The sequence below is a fragment of the Vibrio sp. 10N.222.49.C12 genome (genome assembly GCF_041475025.1).
GTDB lineage: Bacteria > Pseudomonadota > Gammaproteobacteria > Enterobacterales > Vibrionaceae > Vibrio > Vibrio crassostreae_C.
On record NZ_JBFRVF010000034.1, the window covers coordinates 39,571 to 60,906 of the forward strand.

Sequence of the window (21,336 nt, forward strand, 5' to 3'; positions counted from 1 at the left end):
CATGCAACTTAATTCCACTGAAATTAGCGATCTAATTAAACAACGTATTGAATCTTTCGACGTTGTTAGTGAAGCTCGCAATGAAGGTACTATCGTTTCGGTAAGCGATGGCATCCTTAGCATTCACGGCCTAGCGGACGTGATGCAAGGTGAAATGATTGAACTACCGGGTGGCCGTTACGCGCTAGCACTTAACTTGAACCGTGATTCGGTTGGTGCTGTTGTAATGGGCCCATATGCTGACCTACAGGAAGGCATGAAAGTTACAGGTACGGGTCGTATTCTCGAAGTACCAGTAGGTCCTGAAATGCTTGGTCGTGTGGTAAACACGCTAGGTGAGCCAATTGATGGTAAAGGTTCTATTGATGCGAAATTGACTTCGCCTGTAGAAATTATCGCACCAGGTGTAATCGACCGTAAATCGGTAGATCAACCTGTTCAAACTGGTTATAAGTCAGTTGACTCAATGATCCCTATCGGTCGTGGTCAGCGTGAACTTATTATCGGTGACCGTCAGACTGGTAAAACAGCGATGGCGATCGATGCGATTATTAACCAAAAAAATTCTGGTATTTTCTCTATCTACGTTGCAATCGGCCAAAAAGCGTCGACTATCGCTAACGTAGTTCGCAAACTAGAAGAGCACGGCGCACTAGCAAACACTGTTGTTGTTGTTGCATCGGCTTCTGAATCTGCAGCGCTGCAATACCTTGCACCGTATGCTGGTTGTGCGATGGGTGAATACTTCCGTGATCGCGGTGAAGATGCACTGATTGTTTATGATGATCTATCTAAGCAAGCTGTCGCTTACCGTCAGATCTCACTACTGCTTAAGCGTCCACCAGGTCGTGAAGCGTTCCCTGGTGATGTTTTCTACCTTCACTCTCGTCTACTAGAGCGTGCTGCTCGTGTAAGCGAACACTACGTAGAAGAATTCACTAAAGGCGAAGTGAAAGGCAAGACGGGTTCTTTAACTGCTCTTCCTATCATCGAAACGCAAGCTGGTGACGTATCTGCATTCGTACCGACGAACGTAATCTCGATTACCGATGGTCAGATCTTCCTACAAACTGAGCTATTCAACGCGGGCGTACGTCCAGCTGTTGACCCTGGTATCTCAGTTTCTCGTGTAGGTGGTTCGGCGCAGACTAAAATCATCAAGAAGCTATCTGGCGGTATCCGTACTGCTCTAGCTCAATACCGTGAACTTGCAGCATTTGCTCAGTTCTCTTCGGATCTTGATGAAGCGACTAAGAAGCAGCTAGACCACGGTCAAAAAGTTACAGAACTGATGAAGCAGAAGCAATACGCTCCTATGTCTGTATTTGACCAATCTGTTGTCGTCTTCGCTGCAGAGCGTGGATACCTTCAAGATGTAGAGCTTTCTAAAGTTCTAGATTTTGAAGCAGCTTTACTGTCGTTTGCTCGTAGTCAATATGCAGATCTAGCGACACAGATCGACACAACGGGTGCTTACAACAATGATATCGAAGCTGAGCTGAAGAAGCTTGTTGACGATTTCAAAGCAACCCAGACCTGGTAATTGGTGGGTGACCTTAGGGTCACCTCATACCATTAACGGAGAGTAACGATGGCCGGCGCAAAAGAGATACGTAATAAAATCGGTAGTGTTAAAAGCACACAGAAGATTACGAAAGCAATGGAAATGGTAGCAGCTTCAAAAATGCGTCGTTCTCAAGACGCTATGGAAGCTACTCGTCCATATGCAGAAACAATGCGTAAAGTGATCGGTCATTTGGCTAACGGCAGCCTTGAGTATAAGCATCCTTATCTTGAGGAGCGTGAAGCCAAACGTGTTGGTTACATCATCGTTTCTACAGACCGTGGTCTTTGTGGTGGTTTGAACATTAACTTGTTTAAGAAAGCCATGAATGACATGCAAGAGTGGTCTGGTAAAGGTGCTGATGTTGAGCTTGCAATTGTAGGTTCAAAAGCAACAGCATTTTTCAACAACAGCGGCGCGAAAGTAGCAGCTCAAGTTTCTGGCCTAGGCGATAGCCCAAGCCTTGAAGACTTAATCGGCTCTGTAAGCGTAATGCTGAAGAAATATGATGAAGGTGAATTGGATCGCCTGTACGTAGTGTTCAACAAGTTTGAAAACACTATGGTACAAGAACCAACGATCGATCAATTACTTCCTTTGCCTAAATCGGATAGCGAAGACATGCAGCGTGATCATGCTTGGGACTACATTTATGAGCCTGAGCCAAAACTACTACTAGATGCACTATTGGTTCGTTACGTCGAATCTCAAGTGTACCAAGGTGTAGTTGAGAACCTTGCTAGTGAGCAAGCGGCTCGAATGATTGCAATGAAAGCTGCAACAGATAACGCTAGTGACCTAATCGAAGATTTAGAACTTGTGTACAACAAGGCGCGTCAAGCGGCTATTACACAAGAACTTTCTGAAATCGTTTCAGGCGCGGCAGCGGTTTAATCGCTTATTCGGTTTAAAGCTTAGGTAAAACTAATTAGTTAGAGGATTAACGATGGCTACAGGTAAGATCGTACAGATCATCGGTGCGGTAGTCGACGTAGAGTTCCCACAGGGCGAAGTACCTCGTGTATACGATGCTCTGAATGTTAATGAAGTACAAGAACGTCTAGTTCTTGAAGTTCAGCAACAACTTGGCGGTGGCGTAGTTCGCGCAATCGTAATGGGTAGCTCTGATGGTTTACGTCGTGGTTTGACAGTTGAAAATACTGGCGCTCCAATCTCAGTACCAGTGGGTACTAAGACCTTAGGTCGTATCATGAACGTTCTTGGTGACGCGATTGATGAGTGTGGTGAAATCGGTGCTGAACAGCACTACGCAATTCACCGTGAAGCGCCAAGCTACGAAGAGCAGTCTAACGAGACAGCTCTTCTAGAGACGGGTGTTAAAGTAATTGACTTGGTTTGTCCATTCGCTAAGGGTGGTAAAATCGGTCTATTCGGTGGTGCTGGTGTAGGTAAGACCGTCAACATGATGGAACTTATCAACAACATCGCACTTCAACACTCGGGTCTATCTGTATTTGCAGGTGTTGGTGAGCGTACTCGTGAAGGTAACGATTTCTACTTTGAGATGCAGGAAGCGGGTGTTGTAAACATCGAAAAACCTGAAGAATCAAAAGTAGCAATGGTTTACGGTCAGATGAACGAGCCACCAGGTAACCGTCTACGTGTTGCACTGACTGGTCTAACAATGGCAGAACGCTTCCGTGACGAAGGTCGTGACGTACTACTGTTCATTGATAACATTTACCGTTACACGCTTGCAGGTACTGAGGTATCAGCACTTCTAGGTCGTATGCCTTCTGCGGTAGGTTACCAACCTACACTTGCTGAAGAAATGGGTGTTCTACAAGAGCGTATCACGTCAACGAAAGCGGGTTCTATCACGTCTGTACAGGCGGTATACGTACCAGCGGATGACTTGACTGACCCGTCTCCAGCAACAACGTTCGCGCACTTGGATGCAACGGTTGTACTTAACCGTAACATCGCAGCAATGGGTCTATACCCAGCGATCGACCCGCTAGATTCTACTTCTCGCCAACTGGATCCATTGGTTGTTGGACAAGAGCACTACGACACAGCTCGTGGCGTTCAGTCTACACTTCAGCGCTATAAAGAGCTGAAAGATATCATTGCTATCCTAGGTATGGACGAGCTATCTGAAGAAGATAAGCAAGTAGTATCTCGTGCTCGTAAGATTGAGAAGTTTCTTACTCAGCCTTACCACGTAGCGGAAGTATTTACAGGTGACCCAGGCATTTACGTACCTCTTAAAGAGACTCTACGTGGCTTCCAAGGTCTACTATCTGGTGAATACGATGACATTCCAGAGCAAGCGTTCATGTACTGCGGTACTATCGACGATGCTATTGAGAATGCTAAGAAGCTATAAGGCTAACTAGGAGGCGATATGGCAGCAATAACCTTTCATCTAGACGTAGTGAGTGCAGAGAAAAAGCTTTTCTCTGGTCTTGTTGAGACGTTTCAGGTGACCGGTAGTGAGGGTGAACTTGGTATTTTCCATGGTCACTGTCCACTGCTGACCGCTATCAAGCCTGGCATGGTGCGTATTGTTAAGCAGCACGGCCACGAAGAAATCATTTATGTTTCTGGTGGTATGGTAGAAGTTCAGCCTGGTACAGCAACTGTACTGGCTGATACAGCTATCCGTGGTGAAGAGCTAGACGCAGCAAAGGCGGAAGAAGCTAAGCGCAAGGCTGTGGAGAATATCCAAAATCAGCATGGCGACATAGACTTCGCACAAGCGGCCGGTGAACTGGCTAAAGCCATTGCTCAGTTACGAGTTATCGAACTGACAAAACAGCGTCGTTAATCTTTTTAAGATTACAGACTCTGAGATAAAGGCGACCTAAGGGTCGCCTTTTTGCATTTTTAGATTCTCAAAAATGCTTCTTTTACGTATCACTACTGGTTAAATGGTTATTGCGATTTAATTTTTTGCCCAAAAACGGTTACAATATCGGCTTAATAAAAATAACGTTGGATAGGTTTACAATGAAGTTTAGCGCGGTAATTCTCGCGGCGGGCAAAGGCACTCGCATGTATTCAAACACACCAAAGGTTCTGCACACACTTGCGGGTAAGCCAATGGTGAAGCATGTTATCGATACATGTAATGGTCTAGGCGCTCAAAACATCAACCTGGTTTACGGCCACGGTGGTGATCAGATGAAGGCTACCTTAGCTGAAGAATCTGTAAACTGGGCACTGCAAGCTGAACAGCTCGGCACAGGTCACGCTGTGGATCAAGCATCTGCACATTTCGCTGATGATGAAAAAGTATTGGTGCTCTACGGTGATGTTCCACTAATCTCACCTGAAACCATTGAAAACCTATTAGACGCTCAACCAAACGGTGGCATCGCGCTACTTACTGTCGTGTTAGACAACCCGATGGGCTACGGACGTATTATTCGTCGTAATGGCCCTGTTGTGGCTATCGTTGAACAGAAAGATGCAACGGATGAGCAGAAGCTTATCAAAGAGATCAATACCGGCGTTATGGTGGCGACTGGTGGCGATCTGAAGCGCTGGTTGTCAGGTCTAAGCAACGACAACGCACAGGGTGAATATTACCTGACTGACGTTATCGCTGCGGCTCACGACGAAGGTCGTGCAGTTGAAGCGGTACACCCAGTAAGCCCAATTGAAGTGGAAGGCGTTAACGATCGTTCGCAACTGGCTCGCCTAGAGCGCGCTTACCAAGCTACGCAAGCCGATAAGCTATTGAAGCAAGGCGTGATGCTACGCGACCCTAGCCGCTTTGATCTACGCGGTGATCTGCAGTGCGGTATGGATGTCGAGATCGATACTAACGTTATCATTGAAGGCAGTGTCAGCATTGGTGATAATGTGGTTATTGGTACGGGATGTGTACTGAAAGACTGTGAGATTGACGACAACACCATCGTTCGTCCATACAGCGTTATTGAAGGGGCAACGGTGGGGGAAGACTGTACGGTTGGTCCATTCACTCGCCTACGTCCGGGTGCCGATATGCGTAATAACTCGCACGTCGGTAACTTTGTTGAAGTGAAGAACACTCGCCTTGGCGAAGGCTCTAAAGCCAACCACCTGACTTATCTTGGGGATGCTGAAATTGGTCAGCGCGTAAACGTGGGTGCGGGTGCAATTACTTGTAACTACGATGGGGCGAATAAGTTTAAGACCATTATTGGTGATGACGTGTTTGTTGGTTCAGATAGTCAATTAATAGCGCCTGTTACGATTGGTAATGGTGCGACGGTTGGTGCTGGCTCTACAGTGACGCGTGATGTGTTGGAAAATGAGCTGGTTATCAGCCGAGCTAAAGAGCGCAAGATCGCTGATTGGAAACGTCCGACTAAGAAGTAACCTTTCCGCCTCCAGCACTTAAAATTGGATTCCAATCAAAGCCAGTAACGTCAGTTGCTGGCTTTTTTGTCAGAATTTACTGACAGTGAAATAATAGATTTGCCAATTGTATTTTGTTGGAGGCTTGTTAGTATTCAGGTTACGGTTCGGTAAAGTTGGGTTAATACATCGTGATATTGGTTGAAAAGAAATGGCAAACATTGCCGATCATTATTTTGTCTTTTTCAATGTTAATAGGTCTCTATGGCTTTTATGTCACCTTGGAAAAGTTAGTGGTGGAGAATGAGCGCGATCATCTTGTCTCTTTGATGTCCGATGTTATCTATGAAATTCGTGAAGACAGTGAGTTATTTACGGCTGGCGTGGATGTTGATCACTACATTGGAGGGTTAACCCAAGCCAATACTCGCCTTCGAATTCAAGTGATCAATACCGATGGGGTAGTGATAGGGGATACGGACTTATCTGAGCATGCATTGGCGAGAGTGGAAAACCACGCTAACCGCCCCGAATTCCAACAAGCGCTTCAACAAGGTATTGGCAGTGATGTCCGTTTTAGTACCGTGACCTCCATCGACCGAATCTATTATTCAATGAAAGAGAGCGTTAACGGACAAGATTTCGTTGTCGTGATCTCCTCGCCAATGCATCAATTGAAACAGATGAACTTCCAATTAATGGGAATACTGGTGGGCATGGTCGTGCTGAGTTTAAGCTTCTTGATTGGCACCTCTTACGTGAGCAATCGCCAAATCGTTCAGCGAGTGGAAGAGGAGCAAAAGAAGCAAGATGAACGGATTCGCCAAAGAACCCATGAAATTGAGCTGATGCATCGCCTTGCGACTATGCTGGCCGCGTGCAGCAACATGGTTGAGGCGCAGCAGATCGTTTCAGATATCTTGCCGCGTATTCTTGGTCAGGTGAATGGCAGTGTCTCTCTGATGCGTGCCTCACGTAACCAGTTGGTTACCCAGCTTGATTGGGGAGAAACATGGCCAGGCAGTGTCAGCTTTGCTCCGGAAGAGTGCTGGTCGCTGCGCAAAGGGCGTGCTCATCTATCGAATAACGATTTTCATTCTCTTACTTGTGGTCACATGCATGAAATGGACAACAATCAAACCTTGTGTATTCCGCTGACGGCGCACGGCAATACCATTGGCATTATGCACCTCTATTTTGGTCAAGGTGATATCAAGATTGATCCGATTATCGAACAGTTGGCTTTTAGTGTTTCTGAACACTTGGGGCTCGCTTTAGCCAACCTCAGCTTGCAAGAGAAACTGCGTTCTCAAGCATTGAGCGATCCGCTGACTGGCTTATTCAACCGTCGTTTCTTCGAACAAAAACTGGAAGAGCACTCAATGAATTCGCCCACCAGCGAGCAGCCATTATCGCTATTGATGCTCGATTTGGATCACTTCAAACGCTTCAATGACAACTTTGGTCATGATGCAGGTGACTTCGTATTGAAAGAGATCAGCGCACTGCTCAAACAGAGTGTTAGCGAAGACGAGATTGCTTGCCGACTCGGTGGTGAGGAGTTAGCGGTACTGCTTCCACATTATTCAATGCAAGAAGCGACGGAGTTTGGTCAAACCTTATGTGATACGGTGCGTTCAATGCACCTTGAGCATAAAGGTCTGTCATTAGGTCAGTTGGGTGTTTCGATAGGTGTCGCCACTTATCCTAAGCCAGCGTCTGATACCGAGTCTCTGGTTAAGATGGCCGATAATGCTTTGTACATGGCGAAAGATATGGGCCGCAGCCGAGTGGTTAACTATGATGAATATAGCCGCCATAAAGCGCCAGCGTTAGAAGTAGTCGATGGTGAAGTTGCTGCAAAATAAGTAGAAGTAAAATTTAGATATAAAAAAAGAGCGAGTAATCTCGCTCTTTTTTGTTTTCGTTAACTTAGAAACTAGTCTTGTTTCTCGTCAGCGACTACTCGAGAGTTGTCAGGTGTCGCGAAGTGTTCAGAAAGCTCTTTGTTCGAAACAATATAGCCAACCCACAACGCACCCAAACAGATCACAACGGCAATACCCGTCGCGCTTAGTGCTTGGCTAGCCATTGCCGCGACCAATGCACTTGATAGGCCACTGATACTGATTTGCAGGCTGTTTTGTAGACCAGCAGCTGTTGCTGGGCTTTGTTTAGCGCTTGATAGAGCACGGTTTACTACGATTGGGTAAAGTGCGCCGTTTGCGACAGCAATCAAACAGAAAGGCGCAAGTAGAGGCCAGATTGACGTCAGTTCCCACTGTGATGCGATAAAGATAAGCATCGCCGCTACACTGAACAAACCGATAAGGTTTCTTAGTACAACGCCATCGCCATATTTCTTCACTGCTTGCTTACCGAAGTAACCACCCGCCATGAACGCGATTGTTTGTGGGATAAAGCTCAAACCGATGTCTTTTGCTTCATAACCTAGTTGAGCCATGATCTCTGGCATACCCGTTAGGTAAGCGAAGAACGCTGCAGATGCTGAAGCAAACATTAAGACATTACCCATGTAAGGCTTTGATTTAAGCAACATCTTGATGTCTGTCTTAATCGATGTCTGTTTTACTTCAGGCGCTTCTTTTGGTTGAGCCATTGTTGTCGCCACTAGCAGTGCACCCATCAAGGTTAATGTGATGAAGATGCTGTGCCAGCCAAAGCTATCCGCCAGTAACACACCTAGCTGAGGTGCTAATGCAGGAGATAGCGCAACCAAAGGCATGATGGTTGCAAAAATTTGTTGGCTACTGCTTTGTGAGTAACGCTTGATAACCATTGCTTGCCAGATTACCGCAGGAGCACATACGCCGATCGCTTGAATGAAGCGCAGTGTCAGTAGATGCCATACCTCGGTGCTGAATGCTAAGCCGAATGAAGCTGCAGTAAAGATAACAAGACCAACCGCCAGCGTATTACGGTGACCATACTTGTCACTCGCCAGACCCCAAAGAAGCTGACCCATTGCCATACCGCCAAGGAATACCGTTAAAGACAGGGCAATCTGCTCTGGGCCGGTTGCGAAATCAACTTCCATTGCCTTAAATGCAGGAAGGTACATATCGGTCGCAATAAAGCCAAGCATTGAAAGAACTGCAAGGTAGACCAATTGAAATTTAGAAATATTCATAAGATGCCATTAAGCTAAAGGTAATGATGTTTTTATCATCAAAAAAATTGTTTGATATACAGAAGTGAAAGCCCCTGTTTATTTATGCTGACATTCTATTTTTCAGACCTGATAAAATAAAACGCTAAAATATGTGGTTATCAATCAAAAAATTTGAAGGCTTATGTTCTCTAAATCCTCTTTAGAAATGCTCGATACGGTAGCGCGCTTGGGCAGTTTTACCGCGGCGGCTGAGCAGTTGCACAAAGTGCCCTCGGCGATCAGTTATGGTGTCAGACAGGTCGAACAAGAACTGGATGTGCTGCTTTTCAGGCGTTTACCGAGAAAGGTTGAGCTCACTCCGGCAGGTGAACTGTTCATTGAAGAGGCGCGTGCACTACTGAGGCAAATGGAAGAGGTCAGTGCCCAGACTCGTCGAGCAGCTCGAGGTTGGAAGAAAACCTTGCGTCTGACGCTCGATAATGTGGTGAAGCTCGACAAGATGAAGCCGATGATTGAAGAGTTCTATCAAACCTTTGAGTTTGCCGAACTTCAGATCAACATGGAGGTATTCAACGGCTCATGGGAAGCGATTGCACAGGGCAGGGCGGATATCGTGATTGGCGCCACCTCAGCTGTGCCAGTTGGTGGCGATTTTGAAGTCAAAGACATGGGGCAATTAGATTGGGCATTTGTAATGTCGCCAAGTCACCCGTGTGTGCGCGAACAGAACCTCAATGAAGAGTTCGTGAGCCAATATCCAGCCATCTGCTTGGATGATACCTCCAGTGTGCTCCCTAAGCGACACACAGGCCACTACTCAAGTCAAAGACGCCTGTTGTTACCCAATTGGTATAGCGCAATTGAATGCCTTAAAAATGGAGTAGGGGTGGGTTATATGCCGAGGCACATTGCCGCGCCAATTATCGAACAAGGCTTGCTGGTGGAAAAAATACTGCCTGAACCGAGTCCGCAGAGTCATTGTTGTTTGGTGTGGCGAAAAGACGATAACCATAAGTTGATCGAGTGGATGGTGAAATACCTAGGATCGAGTGAACAACTTCACCAAGATTGGTTGGATCATCGCAAGGCGGTCTAATGATCTTAGCGAGAAGATCCTTTTCAAGTTTGAGTTGAATCAGCACCAATAAAAAGAGCGAGTAAATACTCGCTCTTTTTGATTCGGTCGTTAACTCTTATGACAAGAAGAACTTGTAGGAAGGGTTATCGGTTTCATCTTTACACTGATAGCCAAGCTCTCGTAGATGTGTTGAGAACTGAGCTAAATCATCATCATCCAGTTCGAATCCACACAATACACGGCCGTAATCAGCGCCGTGGTTACGGTAGTTGAACAGGCTGATATTCCAATGGGTACCTAAGGTATCAAGGAACTTAATCAATGCTCCTGGGTATTCAGGAAACTCGAAGCTGTATAGGCGCTCTTTCAATGGTTTTGATGGTTTGCCACCAATCATGTAACGAATGTGCAGTTTTGCCATCTCATCATCAGAGAGATCGACAACCGGGTAGCCGCCCTCACGTAAGTCATTGATGATGTGATCGAGTTCTTCTTGTCCACCATTGAGACGTACACCGACGAAGATGTTCGCTAGGCTGTCATCGTTATGACGGTAGTTAAACTCAGTCACAGCACGGCCGCCAATGATATTACAGAACTCTAGGAAGGCACCTTGTCGCTCAGGAATAGTAACCGCAAGTAGACCTTCGCGCTTTTCACCTAACTCACAACGTTCAGACACATAGCGCAGACCATGGAAGTTGGTATTAGCACCAGAAAGTACAGTTGCCAGTTGTTTGCCTTGCAGTTGGTTCTGCTCTGCAAACTTCTTTAAACCAGCCAGAGCAAGCGCTCCTGAAGGTTCAGCAATCGCACGAGTGTCTTCAAAGATGTCTTTCACCGCAGAGCATATCTCATCGCTAGATACTGCAATGTGACCGTCAATGTACTGTTGGCAAAGACGGAATGTCTCTTCACCAATGCGTTTAACCGCAACACCATCAGCAAACATACTGACCTGATCCAGTACCACAGGTTCACCGGCATCGAGGGCCGCTTTTAAGCAAGACGAATCTTCTGGTTCTACTGCAATGACTTTAATCTCTGGCATCAGCTGTTTTACTAATACAGCAACACCCGCAGCTAAGCCACCACCACCAACCGGCACAAAGATGTAATCCATGTGACCATTTTGCTGAAGCATTTCCATACCCATGGTGCCCTGTCCGGCGATCACCAATGGGTGATCGAATGGAGGCACAAAGGTGTAGCCATGTTCAGCGGAAAGGCGTTCTGCTTCAGCTTTAGCTTCATCAAAGTTGCTGCCGTGTAGAACTACGTTACCGCCAAAGCCACGTACCGCATCAACCTTGATGTCTGGTGTGGTTTTTGGCATCACAATCGTGGTTTGAATACCAAGCTTAGAACCGGACAGCGCCATACCTTGAGCATGGTTACCTGCCGATGCTGCAATCACACCTGCGGCTTTTTGCTGCTCTGAAAGGCTTGATACCATGTTGTAGGCACCACGTAGCTTGAACGAGTGGACCGGCTGACGGTCTTCACGCTTTAGCTGAACCTGATTACCAATGCGAGCACTTAAGCGAGGCATCTCTTGCAGAGGTGTCACGATTGCGGCTTCGTAAACTGGCGCTCTCAGGATCTGACGCAGATAATCTGCGCCAGTTTGTTTTTGGGGACTGACCGTGTCATCACTCATAGACTAGCCCTCTAGCTTAGACTTATCACGCACGGCACCTTTGTCGGCACTGGTCGCCATGCTTGCGTAAGCTTTCAGTGCGAAAGACACTTCACGCTGACGGTTTTCTGGTTTCCAGCCTAGTGCGTCTTGCTTAACACGACGCGCTTCTAGTTCAGCTTCAGGCACATCAAGTGTGATCGAACGGCTAGGGATGTCGATAGTGATGATATCGCCAGTGTTTACTAGACCAATCACACCGCCACTTGCTGCTTCTGGAGAAGCGTGACCGATAGACAGACCCGATGTACCACCCGAGAAACGACCATCTGTTAATAGAGCACAAGACTTGCCTAGACCCATAGATTTTAGGTAAGTGGTTGGGTAAAGCATTTCTTGCATGCCCGGACCACCTTTAGGACCTTCGTAACGAATAACAACCACTTCGCCCGCTTTCACTTTGCCACCTAAGATGCCATCAACAGCACTATCTTGGCTTTCAAATACGATAGCTGGGCCTTGGAATTTCAGGTTTTCTTCATCAACACCTGCTGTCTTAACGATACAACCGTCAACGGCGATGTTGCCTGAAAGTACGGCTAGGCCACCTTCTTGGCTGAATGCGTTCTCTTTAGTACGGATACAACCTTCTTTACGGTCGTCATCAAGACGATCCCAACGGCAATCTTGTGAAAATGCTTTGGTAGTACGAATGCCTGCAGGGCCAGCACGGAAGAACTTAAGCACGGCTTCGTCTTCTGTCTGCATGATGTCGTATTGAGCAAGTTGCTCTTGCATGCTTAGACCAAGCACTGTGCGAGTTTGGTTGTTCAGTAGGCCAGCACGATCAAGCTCACCTAGGATAGCCATAACACCACCAGCGCGGTGAACGTCTTCCATGTGGTATTTAGGTGTTGAAGGCGCAACCTTACATAGGTGTGGAACGCGGCGAGACATCTCGTCGATATCACCCATATCAAAGTCAATTTCACCTTCTTGAGCTGCCGCTAAAAGGTGAAGTACTGTGTTACTTGAACCCCCCATCGCGATATCTAGCGCCATAGCATTATCAAAGGCTGCGCGGTTAGCGATGTTACGAGGCAGTGCTGATGCGTCATCTTGCTCGTAGTAACGCTTAGTCAGGTCAACGATACGCTTACCAGCATTGATGAATAGCTCTTCACGGTCAGCGTGCGTTGCTAGCATAGAACCGTTACCAGGCTGAGATAGGCCTAGCGCTTCAGTTAGACAGTTCATTGAGTTAGCCGTGAACATACCTGAACAAGAACCACATGTCGGACACGCAGAACGTTCTACTTGCTCACTTTGCTCATCAGAAATCGTTGGATCGGCACCTTGAATCATTGCATCAACAAGGTCTAACTTGATGATTTGATCGGAAAGCTTGGTTTTACCTGCTTCCATTGGGCCGCCTGATACAAAGATCACTGGGATGTTAAGGCGCATTGCAGCCATCATCATTCCCGGAGTGATTTTGTCACAGTTAGAGATACATACCATCGCATCCGCACAGTGAGCATTCACCATGTACTCTACTGAGTCTGCGATAAGCTCACGTGATGGCAGTGAGTACAGCATGCCACCGTGACCCATTGCGATACCATCATCAACTGCGATGGTGTTGAATTCTTTAGCGATACCGCCCGCTTTCTCGATTTCACCTGCTACCAATTGACCCATATCTTTAAGGTGAACGTGGCCTGGTACGAATTGAGTGAAAGAGTTTACAACTGCGATGATTGGCTTACCGAAGTCATCATCTTTAACGCCAGTTGCACGCCATAAAGCGCGCGCACCAGCCATGTTGCGTCCGTGGGTAGTCGTTGCTGAACGATAGATTGGCATTGCTTAAATCCTTATAAAATATTTGGCTGTTGCTTACTTAGTTGTTTGCGTTTGGTTTTCTGAAGTTTGGTCTGCTGGGTAAACGTAGTCTAACCAGCCCCACTTATCTTCAGTGGTTCCATTGAATAGACCAAAGTAAGCCGCTTGAACTTTTTCAGTGATAGGGCCGCGTTTGCCTTCACCTACTGTAATTTTGTCTACGCTGCGAACCGGAACGATTTCCGCCGCTGTGCCTGTCATGAATACTTCATCAGCAAGGTATAGCGCTTCACGAGCAATGTTCTCTTCACGGATCTCATAACCTATGTCTTTTGCTAGTGTCATGATCGAATCACGCGTGATACCCGGCAGAATCGCACTGGTCGCTGGTGGTGTGGATAGCACGCCGTTACGTACCACAAAGATGTTCTCACCAGCCCCTTCAGAAAGGTAACCATCAACACTCAGTGCGATGCCTTCATCGTAACCATGACGGCGAGCTTCGCCACCAACTAATAGTGAAGATAGGTAGTTACCACCGGCTTTTGCTGCGGTTGGGATCGTGTTTGGAGCGGCACGGTTCCAGCTAGAAATCATTGCATCAACGCCGTTTTCTAGTGCTTCTTCGCCTAGGTAAGCCCCCCAAGGGAAAGCAGCGATGATCAGTTCCATCTCAGTATTTTCTGGCGGGCAGACACCCAAACCAACGTTACCTACGAAACCTAGAGGGCGGATGTACGCTGACTCTAGCTTATTTTGGCGTAGCGTTTCGCGAGTCGCTTCCATAATTTCTTCCTCAGTGTAAGGAATAGGGAAGCGATAGATTTTTGCTGAGTCTTTTAGGCGCTTAGCATGTTCAGGGTGACGGAAGATAACCGGCCCTTTTGGTGTGTTGTAACAACGAACACCTTCAAACACAGAAGTACCGTAGTGCATTGCGTGAGTCAGGACGTGAACGTTCGCCTCTGCCCAAGGAACCATCTCACCGTTAAACCAAATATAGTCTGCCGTTTTAGCTGTCATGTTTGTGGTTCCTTATGCGTTTATCTTTTGTTGTAAGTTGTTGTTTGGCAATTCATTACGACTGATAGAGATAACGTCAACGGTACGCACATCCCACAGCTTTTCGATTTGATTGACTAAGAAAGAGATCGGACGGTCACTGTCTACAATGATCTCAACACTCGCCACTTTGCTTTCGTGGTTTTGAGTGCCCGCTACTTGCTTAACAATAAAGCCACGGTGGCGGATAACACGAAGAACACGCTCTAGTAGTACAGGCTTATCATCGGCTTTGATGTCTAATAGGTATCTTTTCATGTTATGTGTTCTCCAACATCTCACTGTTTGAAGCACCTGGCGGTACTAGTGGCCATACGTTCTCTTCTTCATCGATAAGAACATGAAGTAGGTAGGCGGTTTTGCTCTCTAGCATCTCTTTTAGTGCTGGCTCTACTTCTTCTTTACGCGTGATGGTTTTACCCGGGATATCGAACGCTTTCGCTAGCATTACGAAGTCTGGGTTGTCATCTAGGATAGTTTCACTATGGCGGCCATCGAAGAACAACGATTGCCATTGGCGAACCATACCCAAGCGAGAGTTGTTAAGAAGTACCATCTTCACTGGGATTTGGCGGCGTTTCAGCGTGCCAAGCTCTTGCACGTTCATCATGAACGAGCCATCACCAGAGATAAGAATAGATTGGTCATCAGGACGCCCAACCGAAGCACCCATTGCAGCTGGCAAGCCAAAGCCCATGGTGCCTAAACCGGCAGAGGTAATGAAGTTCTGTGGATCGCGAGGCTGAATGTGCTGAGCTGCCCACATTTGGTGTTGGCCCACATCAGTCGATACGATAGAGCTTGCTGGCATCATGTCTGACAGTTGCTTCAACAGCAGTGGAGCAAAAATCAGATCACCAGGGTGGTCGTAACGCCATTTGAATGAGCTACGAAGACCTTCAGAGTGATGAACCCAAGAGGAGATGTCTTGGCTTAGCTCTAGTTGAGGCATGATCTTGTTGATGTCACCGCGAATTGGCGCATTGGCAAGACGCAGTTTGCTGAACTCAGCGGCATCGATATCGATATGGATAACCTTAGCATGCGGCGCAAAGGTATCGAGTTTGCCAGTTACTCGGTCATCAAAACGAGCACCGACAACAATCAACAGGTCACTCTCTTGAACCACAAGGTTAGCGGCTTTAGTGCCGTGCATACCCAGCATGCCAAGGTAGTGTGGGTCGTCACGTTCGATAGTGCCCAAGCCTTTCAGTGTGCTTACTGCTGGCATTGGGTTTAGGCGTAAAAACTCACGAACCGCATCGGTTGCTTTAGCAAGTTGAACACCACCACCTACGTATAAAACAGGACGGGTCGCTTGAGACAAAAAGTACTGTGCCTGTTCAATGGCATCAGTTGTCGCAACAGGAATTGCGGGTGGAGTAAATTCAGGAAGAGCGTTAACAGGTGCTTCTGCTAGTTGAACGTCTTTAGCGATATCGACGATAACCGGGCCAGGGCGGCCAGACTTTGCTACCACAAACGCTTCAGCGAGGGTTGGAGCTAGCTCTTCAATATCAGTTACTAGGTAGCTGTGTTTAGTACATGACAGAGACATACCAATCACATCCATTTCTTGGAATGCATCGGTACCAATGTGGGAACTTGCAACCTGACCTGTGATAGCAACCAATGGGATTGAATCCATAAAGGCATCAGCAAGGCCAGTGACTAGGTTGGTTGCACCTGGTCCCGAGGTTGCCATACAAACAGCGACATCTTGTGTTGCTCTAGCCATGCCGATCGCGGCCATAGCGGCGCCTTGCTCATGGCGACATAGGATATGTTCAACCCCGCCGTCATAGAGTGCATCGTAGATTGGCATGATGGCACCACCGGGGTAACCAAATACGGTCTCAATTCCTTGTTGCTTGAGTGCGGATACGACTAGTTCTGCGCCTTTCATCGGAATTCTCCCGTATTACCTTTATTTTGGTAACTGTTTCCTTTGTCTCTGCACATCTTGTGCTCCCATTCTTCCTGTAAATCGGCAAAGCCGAAAATGCTCAAAAATATAAAAATCGAATGTTTAAATTAGAAAAAACCCCCGGACTTGTCAGTGCGGGGGTTTTTTCTAATTCGTGGTTACTTTCTTCCCACTCGCCCCCGCGCAGTCTTAATAATGACTACGATAATCAGGTTAATCAGTGCGTAAATGCGAGCGTTAAAAATCATAATATTCGAGTTTTCTCGTTTATTGTCTTCAGTAAATGTCTACATCTCTAGTGTTATCACACAAATCTGCCGCATGACAAGGGAAATGTCATTCTTTTTTCACATTAAAATACCATTCCACCAAGCTATATAACAACCTTATCGCTTTGGTGAGCAACGAATATCCAGAGCGAATACTTTTAAATCAAAGACAAAGGAAAGTTATGGGACTCGCGATAATTCATAGCCGAGCTAGTGTGGGTGTAGAGGCGCCAGAAGTGACCGTTGAGGTGCATATAAGCAACGGAATGCCTGGCTTCACGCTGGTGGGTCTACCTGAAACAACGGTCAAGGAATCTAAAGACCGAGTGAGAAGCGCGATCATCAATTCTCGCTTTGAGTTTCCATCGAAAAGAATCACGGTCAATCTCGCCCCAGCCGATTTGCCCAAAGAAGGTGGCCGTTTTGACCTGCCCATCGCGCTTGGGATTTTGGTGGCGTCAGATCAGCTTCCGACATCAAAAATAGCTCAACATGAATTTATCGGTGAGTTGGCATTGTCAGGAGAACTTCGCTCGGTAAAGGGCGTTTTGCCTGCGACGTTAGCCGCCGACAGTGTAGAGCGATGCTTAGTTGTCCCACATCATAACGGTGATCAGGCTGCGCTGGTGGGCAAGGGAGCGCATAAATCTGCACAAACCTTGTTGGAGGTTTGTGCTGACATGTGTGGACAGGCTCAGCTTGGGCTATATAGAACGGAACATCATCAGGCTGATGTTTCAGTGCTTCGCGACCTACAAGATATTATCGGCCAACAACAAGGCAAGCGAGCTCTAGAGATAGCCGCTGCTGGGAATCATAACTTATTGTTTCTTGGCCCACCCGGAACCGGAAAAACTATGCTCGCTTCTCGACTGCGTGACCTATTACCTGAAATGAGTGATGACGAAGCGATGGAAACCGCGTCGGTGGCCTCGTTAACGCAACAAGAAATCAATCAATACAACTGGAAGCAACGACCTTTTCGCTCTCCTCACCATTCCAGTTCAATGGCGGCATTAGTGGGTGGTGGTTCGGTGCCTCGCCCCGGAGAGATCTCTTTAGCGCATAACGGCTTATTGTTCTTAGATGAGATGCCGGAGTTTGAGCGCAAGGTGCTTGATTCATTACGAGAGCCACTAGAGTCGGGCGAGATCATTATCTCCCGTGCTGCGGGCAAGACTCGTTTTCCTGCGCGTTTTCAATTGGTCGGTGCACTTAACCCAAGTCCAACGGGTTATTACGAAGGTAACCAGGCGCGCGCCAACCCACAGATCATCCTGCGTTACCTCAATCGCTTATCTGGGCCCTTGCTGGATAGGTTCGATATGTCATTGGAGATACCTCTGTTGCCAAAAGGAATGTTGGCCGAAGGCGGTGATCGCGGTGAAACCACTCAAGTAGTTAAGCAAAGGGTTAGGCAGGCGCGAGAGTTAATGCTATCTCGCAACCATAAATCGAATGCACTGTTAGGTAGCCGAGAAATTGAGAAGTATTGCCCACTGCGACGCGAAGATGCAGAGTTTCTTGAGACAGCACTACATCGCTTGGGTTTATCGATTCGTGCTTATCATCGAATTATTAAGGTGGCACGAACCATTGCCGACCTTGACGGTAACGAGCAGATCGAAAAGAAACATCTATCAGAAGCGCTAGGCTATCGCGCGATGGATCGCTTGCTGAAACAACTCACGGCTCAAGCTGTCTAGCAAGCAGAAAAAGCCTGCTTAGATGCAGGCTTTCGTTGGATTGCAGTTCATACTCGCTAAGGTTAGAACTTGTAGTTCAAGCCAACTGAAACGATATATTGAGACTCGTCGTAGAAGGTAATGTTCGAGTCGCTGGTGCCGTAGCCTGCCAGTGAAATAAACGACCAGTTTTCCCAATCCATGAATTGATCATACTCATAGGCGGCGAATAGGTTGATATTGTCGTCGCTGCGTTTCTTGTCGTAGATCGGGTTGCTCGCATCGTAAGAGCGTTGGTTGTAACCCGCTGTTAGTGCGTACTGGTGACGCCCCATGCCACCAAACAAGCTTACCTCACCACCGAATTGGTCGTAAGATTCAGCTTTACCATCAGCATCACGTGTTTGATAGATGACGGATGGAATAAGCATCATGGTACGACTAAGTGGCAGGCGATATTGACCTTTCAAGTAGAGAGTATTGGCATCTCGTTTGAGCTCTTGATCTTGAATATCATCCTTGTCGACATCTTTGGTCGCATAGGCCATGTCTAGCGAGAAAGCTGAGCCCGCAATGTTGCTTAGCTTCAAACGAAACGCATTGCCAGTTTCATCGGTCTTGGTGCGAGCTGATGTGGTGTTGTATGGATCAGCCCAAGTTTCACCAGACATAATGGTTGGCAGCAGTGAAGCGTCGATCACCATGCCTGACTCAAGTTGGTATTTGTAACCGACTTCGAGAACTACAGTACCTGTTGCTACATCATCTCGCGCGGTACCTGTGTATACCTGATGGTTTAGCTTTTCACCAAAGGTATAAGCAACACTACCTAAAGGAGCAACCAGAAAAGAGCTTTCCGAAGAAGCCTTCTGATCTGTGGATGAAAGATTGCTATCAGCATCGGTATTAAAGTTCGAGGTGGAAGAGGTAACCCCGGTATTGAGAGAGATTTCACCACTGAAACCTTGTTGGTCTGCAAGCTTGGCAAAAGCGGGAGAAGCCGCAACGCTCAATGCCAAGAGAGTTATTTTTATTTTCATTCAAGGGCTCCTTGCCCACCGGTTCTTAGGACGGGTTATTAATAGCAGTAAAGCTTTAAACTTCCAGGTTAATTATTTATCAATAATGATTTTTGAACTAGCAAAAAAAAAGGAAGCCGAAGCTTCCTTTCATCAATGGCTTACTTCTTTAATAAGAAGTTCACGAGCTCGAAGTACTCATCAAGAGAGTTGATACCTTGAGCTTCTACTAGGTAGCGGTTGTTAACCACAACAGCGGGTACACCTGAAAGGCCGCTGTCTTTGAATGCTTTGTCGAAGCGACGAACCATAGAATCTACAGCAAAGCCGTTATACGCAGCATCGAATTTCTTCGCATCAACGCCTTCGTCTAGGAAGATTTGACGCAGTTCTTCTTCATCACGTGGTGGCTTGTTCATTGTGTGGATGCGGTTAAACATCACTGGCACCATTTTATCTTCAACTTTCAGTGCAATCATTGTCGCGTAAGCTTTGCTCATTGGCAGACCCATGTTGCCACCCATGAATGAAACATGGTTCTTCTGTAGCTTAGCGTCTTTAGGTAGCTGTTGTTTTAGCTGCTGGATGATTGGCTCAAAGCTATTACAGTGTGGGCAGTAAAAAGAGAAGAACTCTGTCACCATTGGTTTTTTTGATGCTTCTAGGTCGAGAACTTTGTAGTGTTCACCTTCGTTAAATTTCGCAGCGTGAGCGGTAAGGCTCAACATGATCAATGAGAAAAATGCGAATAGCTTTTTCATTTATCCAATCTCCATTATGTTTGAATTTTTATCTAGTTGTATGTTGCGATTGCTGTTACCACTGAGGCATTAACGAAAGTGGTGGCTCTTGCAGGGTAGCAATTTGCTCTTTACAAGCAAGTACTTGTTGCTCCCAATATTTCGGATCATTAAACCACGGGAAGGCCAGAGGAAACGCAGGATCGTGCCATCGTTTCGCCAACCATGCCATGTAATGCACCATACGTAGACCGCGTAGTGGTTCGATTAGTTTCAGTTGTGCGGTATTAAAATCGCAAAACTCTTGGTAACTCTCTAGCAAAATATCCAGTTGCATCAGCTTATCTTGGCGCTCGCCATTGAGCAGCATCCACAGATCTTGTATCGCAGGGCCGTTACGTGCGTCATCAAGATCGACGAACATTGGCCCATCGCGCCACAAAATATTGCCAGGGTGGCAGTCACCGTGCAGGCGGATATTCTCAATGTTGCTCGGCCACTGGCTCTCTAGCTCTTTGATCAGAAGGTCAACGTCATTGAAGAAGGCATTTTCTAGGTGCGTCGGGATAAACTGAGAGTTCTCTAGAATCTTACGTGGCTGATAAAGGTATTCATCTAAGCTGATGGTCGGGCGATGCTGGAATGTTCTTCCCGCGCTGGCTTTATGAATACGACCAAGAAAGCGTCCTACGCCTTCCAATTGATCTAGATTGTCAACTTCATACTGTCTGCCGCCAACACTTTCAAATAGTGCAAATAGGTAGCCTTGGTATTCATGTAAGGTTGCACCGTTGATTCGCATTGGAGGAGCAACAGGCATCTCTTGCTCGATAAGCTCGAGTGCGAAGTCATGCTCTTCTTGGATCTGTGCCTTGTTCCAGCGTTGCGGACGATAAAACTTAACGACGTAGCGCTTACGGTCTTCATCGGTGAATTGATACACCCGGTTTTCGTAGCTGTTGAGAGCGAGAAGCCCGGATTCAGCACGAACTCCAATGCTCTCCAGTGCGTACCACATGAAGTCAGGAGTCAGGTTATCAAAGTTAAAGGCTTGCATCGTCATA

General features: G+C 46.9%; 17 protein-coding genes. 8 read left to right on the plus strand and 9 right to left on the minus strand.

The features are described 5' to 3' along the window. Window position 1 precedes the first annotated feature (1 nt). From atpA to AB4583_RS12415, 6 genes are all read left to right on the plus strand, one after another. Window positions 2-1,543, plus strand: a complete 1,542-nt coding sequence (atpA, locus tag AB4583_RS12390; RefSeq protein ID WP_372117522.1) for a F0F1 ATP synthase subunit alpha — start codon at window positions 2-4, stop codon at window positions 1,541-1,543. Between the two features lie 48 nt (window positions 1,544-1,591). Then, window positions 1,592-2,458 (plus strand): F0F1 ATP synthase subunit gamma, encoded by an 867-nt coding sequence (gene atpG, locus AB4583_RS12395; RefSeq protein ID WP_017071782.1) that lies wholly within the window; start codon window positions 1,592-1,594, stop codon window positions 2,456-2,458. 52 nt (window positions 2,459-2,510) lie between these two features. After that, window positions 2,511-3,914, plus strand: a complete 1,404-nt coding sequence (atpD, locus tag AB4583_RS12400) for a F0F1 ATP synthase subunit beta (protein WP_017071781.1) — start codon at window positions 2,511-2,513, stop codon at window positions 3,912-3,914. 18 nt (window positions 3,915-3,932) lie between these two features. Then, complete coding sequence (locus AB4583_RS12405; protein ID WP_017069564.1) at window positions 3,933-4,355, plus strand: F0F1 ATP synthase subunit epsilon; 423 nt, start codon at window positions 3,933-3,935, stop codon at window positions 4,353-4,355. 182 nt (window positions 4,356-4,537) lie between these two features. After that, entirely contained in the window at window positions 4,538-5,896 is a 1,359-nt protein-coding gene (glmU, locus tag AB4583_RS12410; RefSeq protein WP_136978679.1) for a bifunctional UDP-N-acetylglucosamine diphosphorylase/glucosamine-1-phosphate N-acetyltransferase GlmU, read from the plus strand. 227 nt (window positions 5,897-6,123) lie between these two features. After that, a complete protein-coding gene (locus AB4583_RS12415) occupies window positions 6,124-7,743 on the plus strand; it encodes a sensor domain-containing diguanylate cyclase (protein ID WP_171733079.1) in 1,620 nt (539 codons plus the stop codon). Between the two features lie 71 nt (window positions 7,744-7,814). Here AB4583_RS12415 and punC read toward each other — a convergent pair whose 3' ends face one another. Beyond that, complete coding sequence (gene punC / locus AB4583_RS12420; protein ID WP_017063021.1) at window positions 7,815-9,026, minus strand: purine nucleoside transporter PunC; 1,212 nt, start codon at window positions 9,024-9,026, stop codon at window positions 7,815-7,817. Window positions 9,027-9,189: 163 nt separating this feature from the next. Between punC and punR the strand changes: the two genes are divergently transcribed. After that, window positions 9,190-10,104 (plus strand): DNA-binding transcriptional activator PunR, encoded by a 915-nt coding sequence (punR, locus tag AB4583_RS12425; RefSeq protein ID WP_136974240.1) that lies wholly within the window; start codon window positions 9,190-9,192, stop codon window positions 10,102-10,104. Window positions 10,105-10,201: 97 nt separating this feature from the next. Here the strand turns inward: punR and ilvA are convergent, their stop codons facing one another. Genes ilvA through ilvG form a run of 5 tightly spaced genes read right to left on the minus strand, consistent with a single transcriptional unit; the run spans window position 10,202 to window position 16,538 of the window. Beyond that, window positions 10,202-11,746: a threonine ammonia-lyase, biosynthetic gene (ilvA, locus tag AB4583_RS12430; protein ID WP_102426595.1), complete on the minus strand. Its 1,545-nt coding sequence runs from the start codon at window positions 11,744-11,746 to the stop codon at window positions 10,202-10,204. 3 nt (window positions 11,747-11,749) lie between these two features. Next, entirely contained in the window at window positions 11,750-13,591 is a 1,842-nt protein-coding gene (gene ilvD / locus AB4583_RS12435; protein ID WP_017069570.1) for a dihydroxy-acid dehydratase, read from the minus strand. A gap of 33 nt (window positions 13,592-13,624) precedes the next feature. Then, the gene (locus tag AB4583_RS12440; RefSeq protein ID WP_017069571.1) at window positions 13,625-14,593 is read right to left on the minus strand and encodes a branched-chain amino acid transaminase; all 969 of its coding nucleotides are present in this window, start codon (window positions 14,591-14,593) and stop codon (window positions 13,625-13,627) included. 12 nt (window positions 14,594-14,605) lie between these two features. Beyond that, on the minus strand, window positions 14,606-14,890 hold the full coding sequence (gene ilvM, locus AB4583_RS12445) for an acetolactate synthase 2 small subunit (RefSeq protein WP_017055442.1): 285 nt from the start codon (window positions 14,888-14,890) through the stop codon (window positions 14,606-14,608). 1 nt (window position 14,891) lies between these two features. Then, on the minus strand, window positions 14,892-16,538 hold the full coding sequence (ilvG, locus tag AB4583_RS12450; RefSeq protein ID WP_017058784.1) for an acetolactate synthase 2 catalytic subunit: 1,647 nt from the start codon (window positions 16,536-16,538) through the stop codon (window positions 14,892-14,894). A 472-nt stretch (window positions 16,539-17,010) separates the two neighbouring features. Between ilvG and AB4583_RS12455 the strand changes: the two genes are divergently transcribed. Further along, on the plus strand, window positions 17,011-18,534 hold the full coding sequence (locus AB4583_RS12455) for a YifB family Mg chelatase-like AAA ATPase (protein WP_017058783.1): 1,524 nt from the start codon (window positions 17,011-17,013) through the stop codon (window positions 18,532-18,534). A 62-nt stretch (window positions 18,535-18,596) separates the two neighbouring features. Here AB4583_RS12455 and AB4583_RS12460 read toward each other — a convergent pair whose 3' ends face one another. The 3 genes from AB4583_RS12460 to AB4583_RS12470 all read right to left on the minus strand — a co-directional run bounded on the left by AB4583_RS12460 (window position 18,597) and on the right by AB4583_RS12470 (window position 21,335). Further along, window positions 18,597-19,553 (minus strand): DUF2860 domain-containing protein, encoded by a 957-nt coding sequence (locus tag AB4583_RS12460; RefSeq protein ID WP_017069572.1) that lies wholly within the window; start codon window positions 19,551-19,553, stop codon window positions 18,597-18,599. Between the two features lie 140 nt (window positions 19,554-19,693). Then, window positions 19,694-20,293, minus strand: coding sequence for a thiol:disulfide interchange protein DsbA/DsbL (locus AB4583_RS12465; RefSeq protein ID WP_017063015.1), 600 nt, complete (start codon window positions 20,291-20,293; stop codon window positions 19,694-19,696). Window positions 20,294-20,348: 55 nt separating this feature from the next. Further along, window positions 20,349-21,335: a serine/threonine protein kinase gene (locus AB4583_RS12470; protein ID WP_017058781.1), complete on the minus strand. Its 987-nt coding sequence runs from the start codon at window positions 21,333-21,335 to the stop codon at window positions 20,349-20,351. Window position 21,336 lies beyond the last annotated feature (1 nt).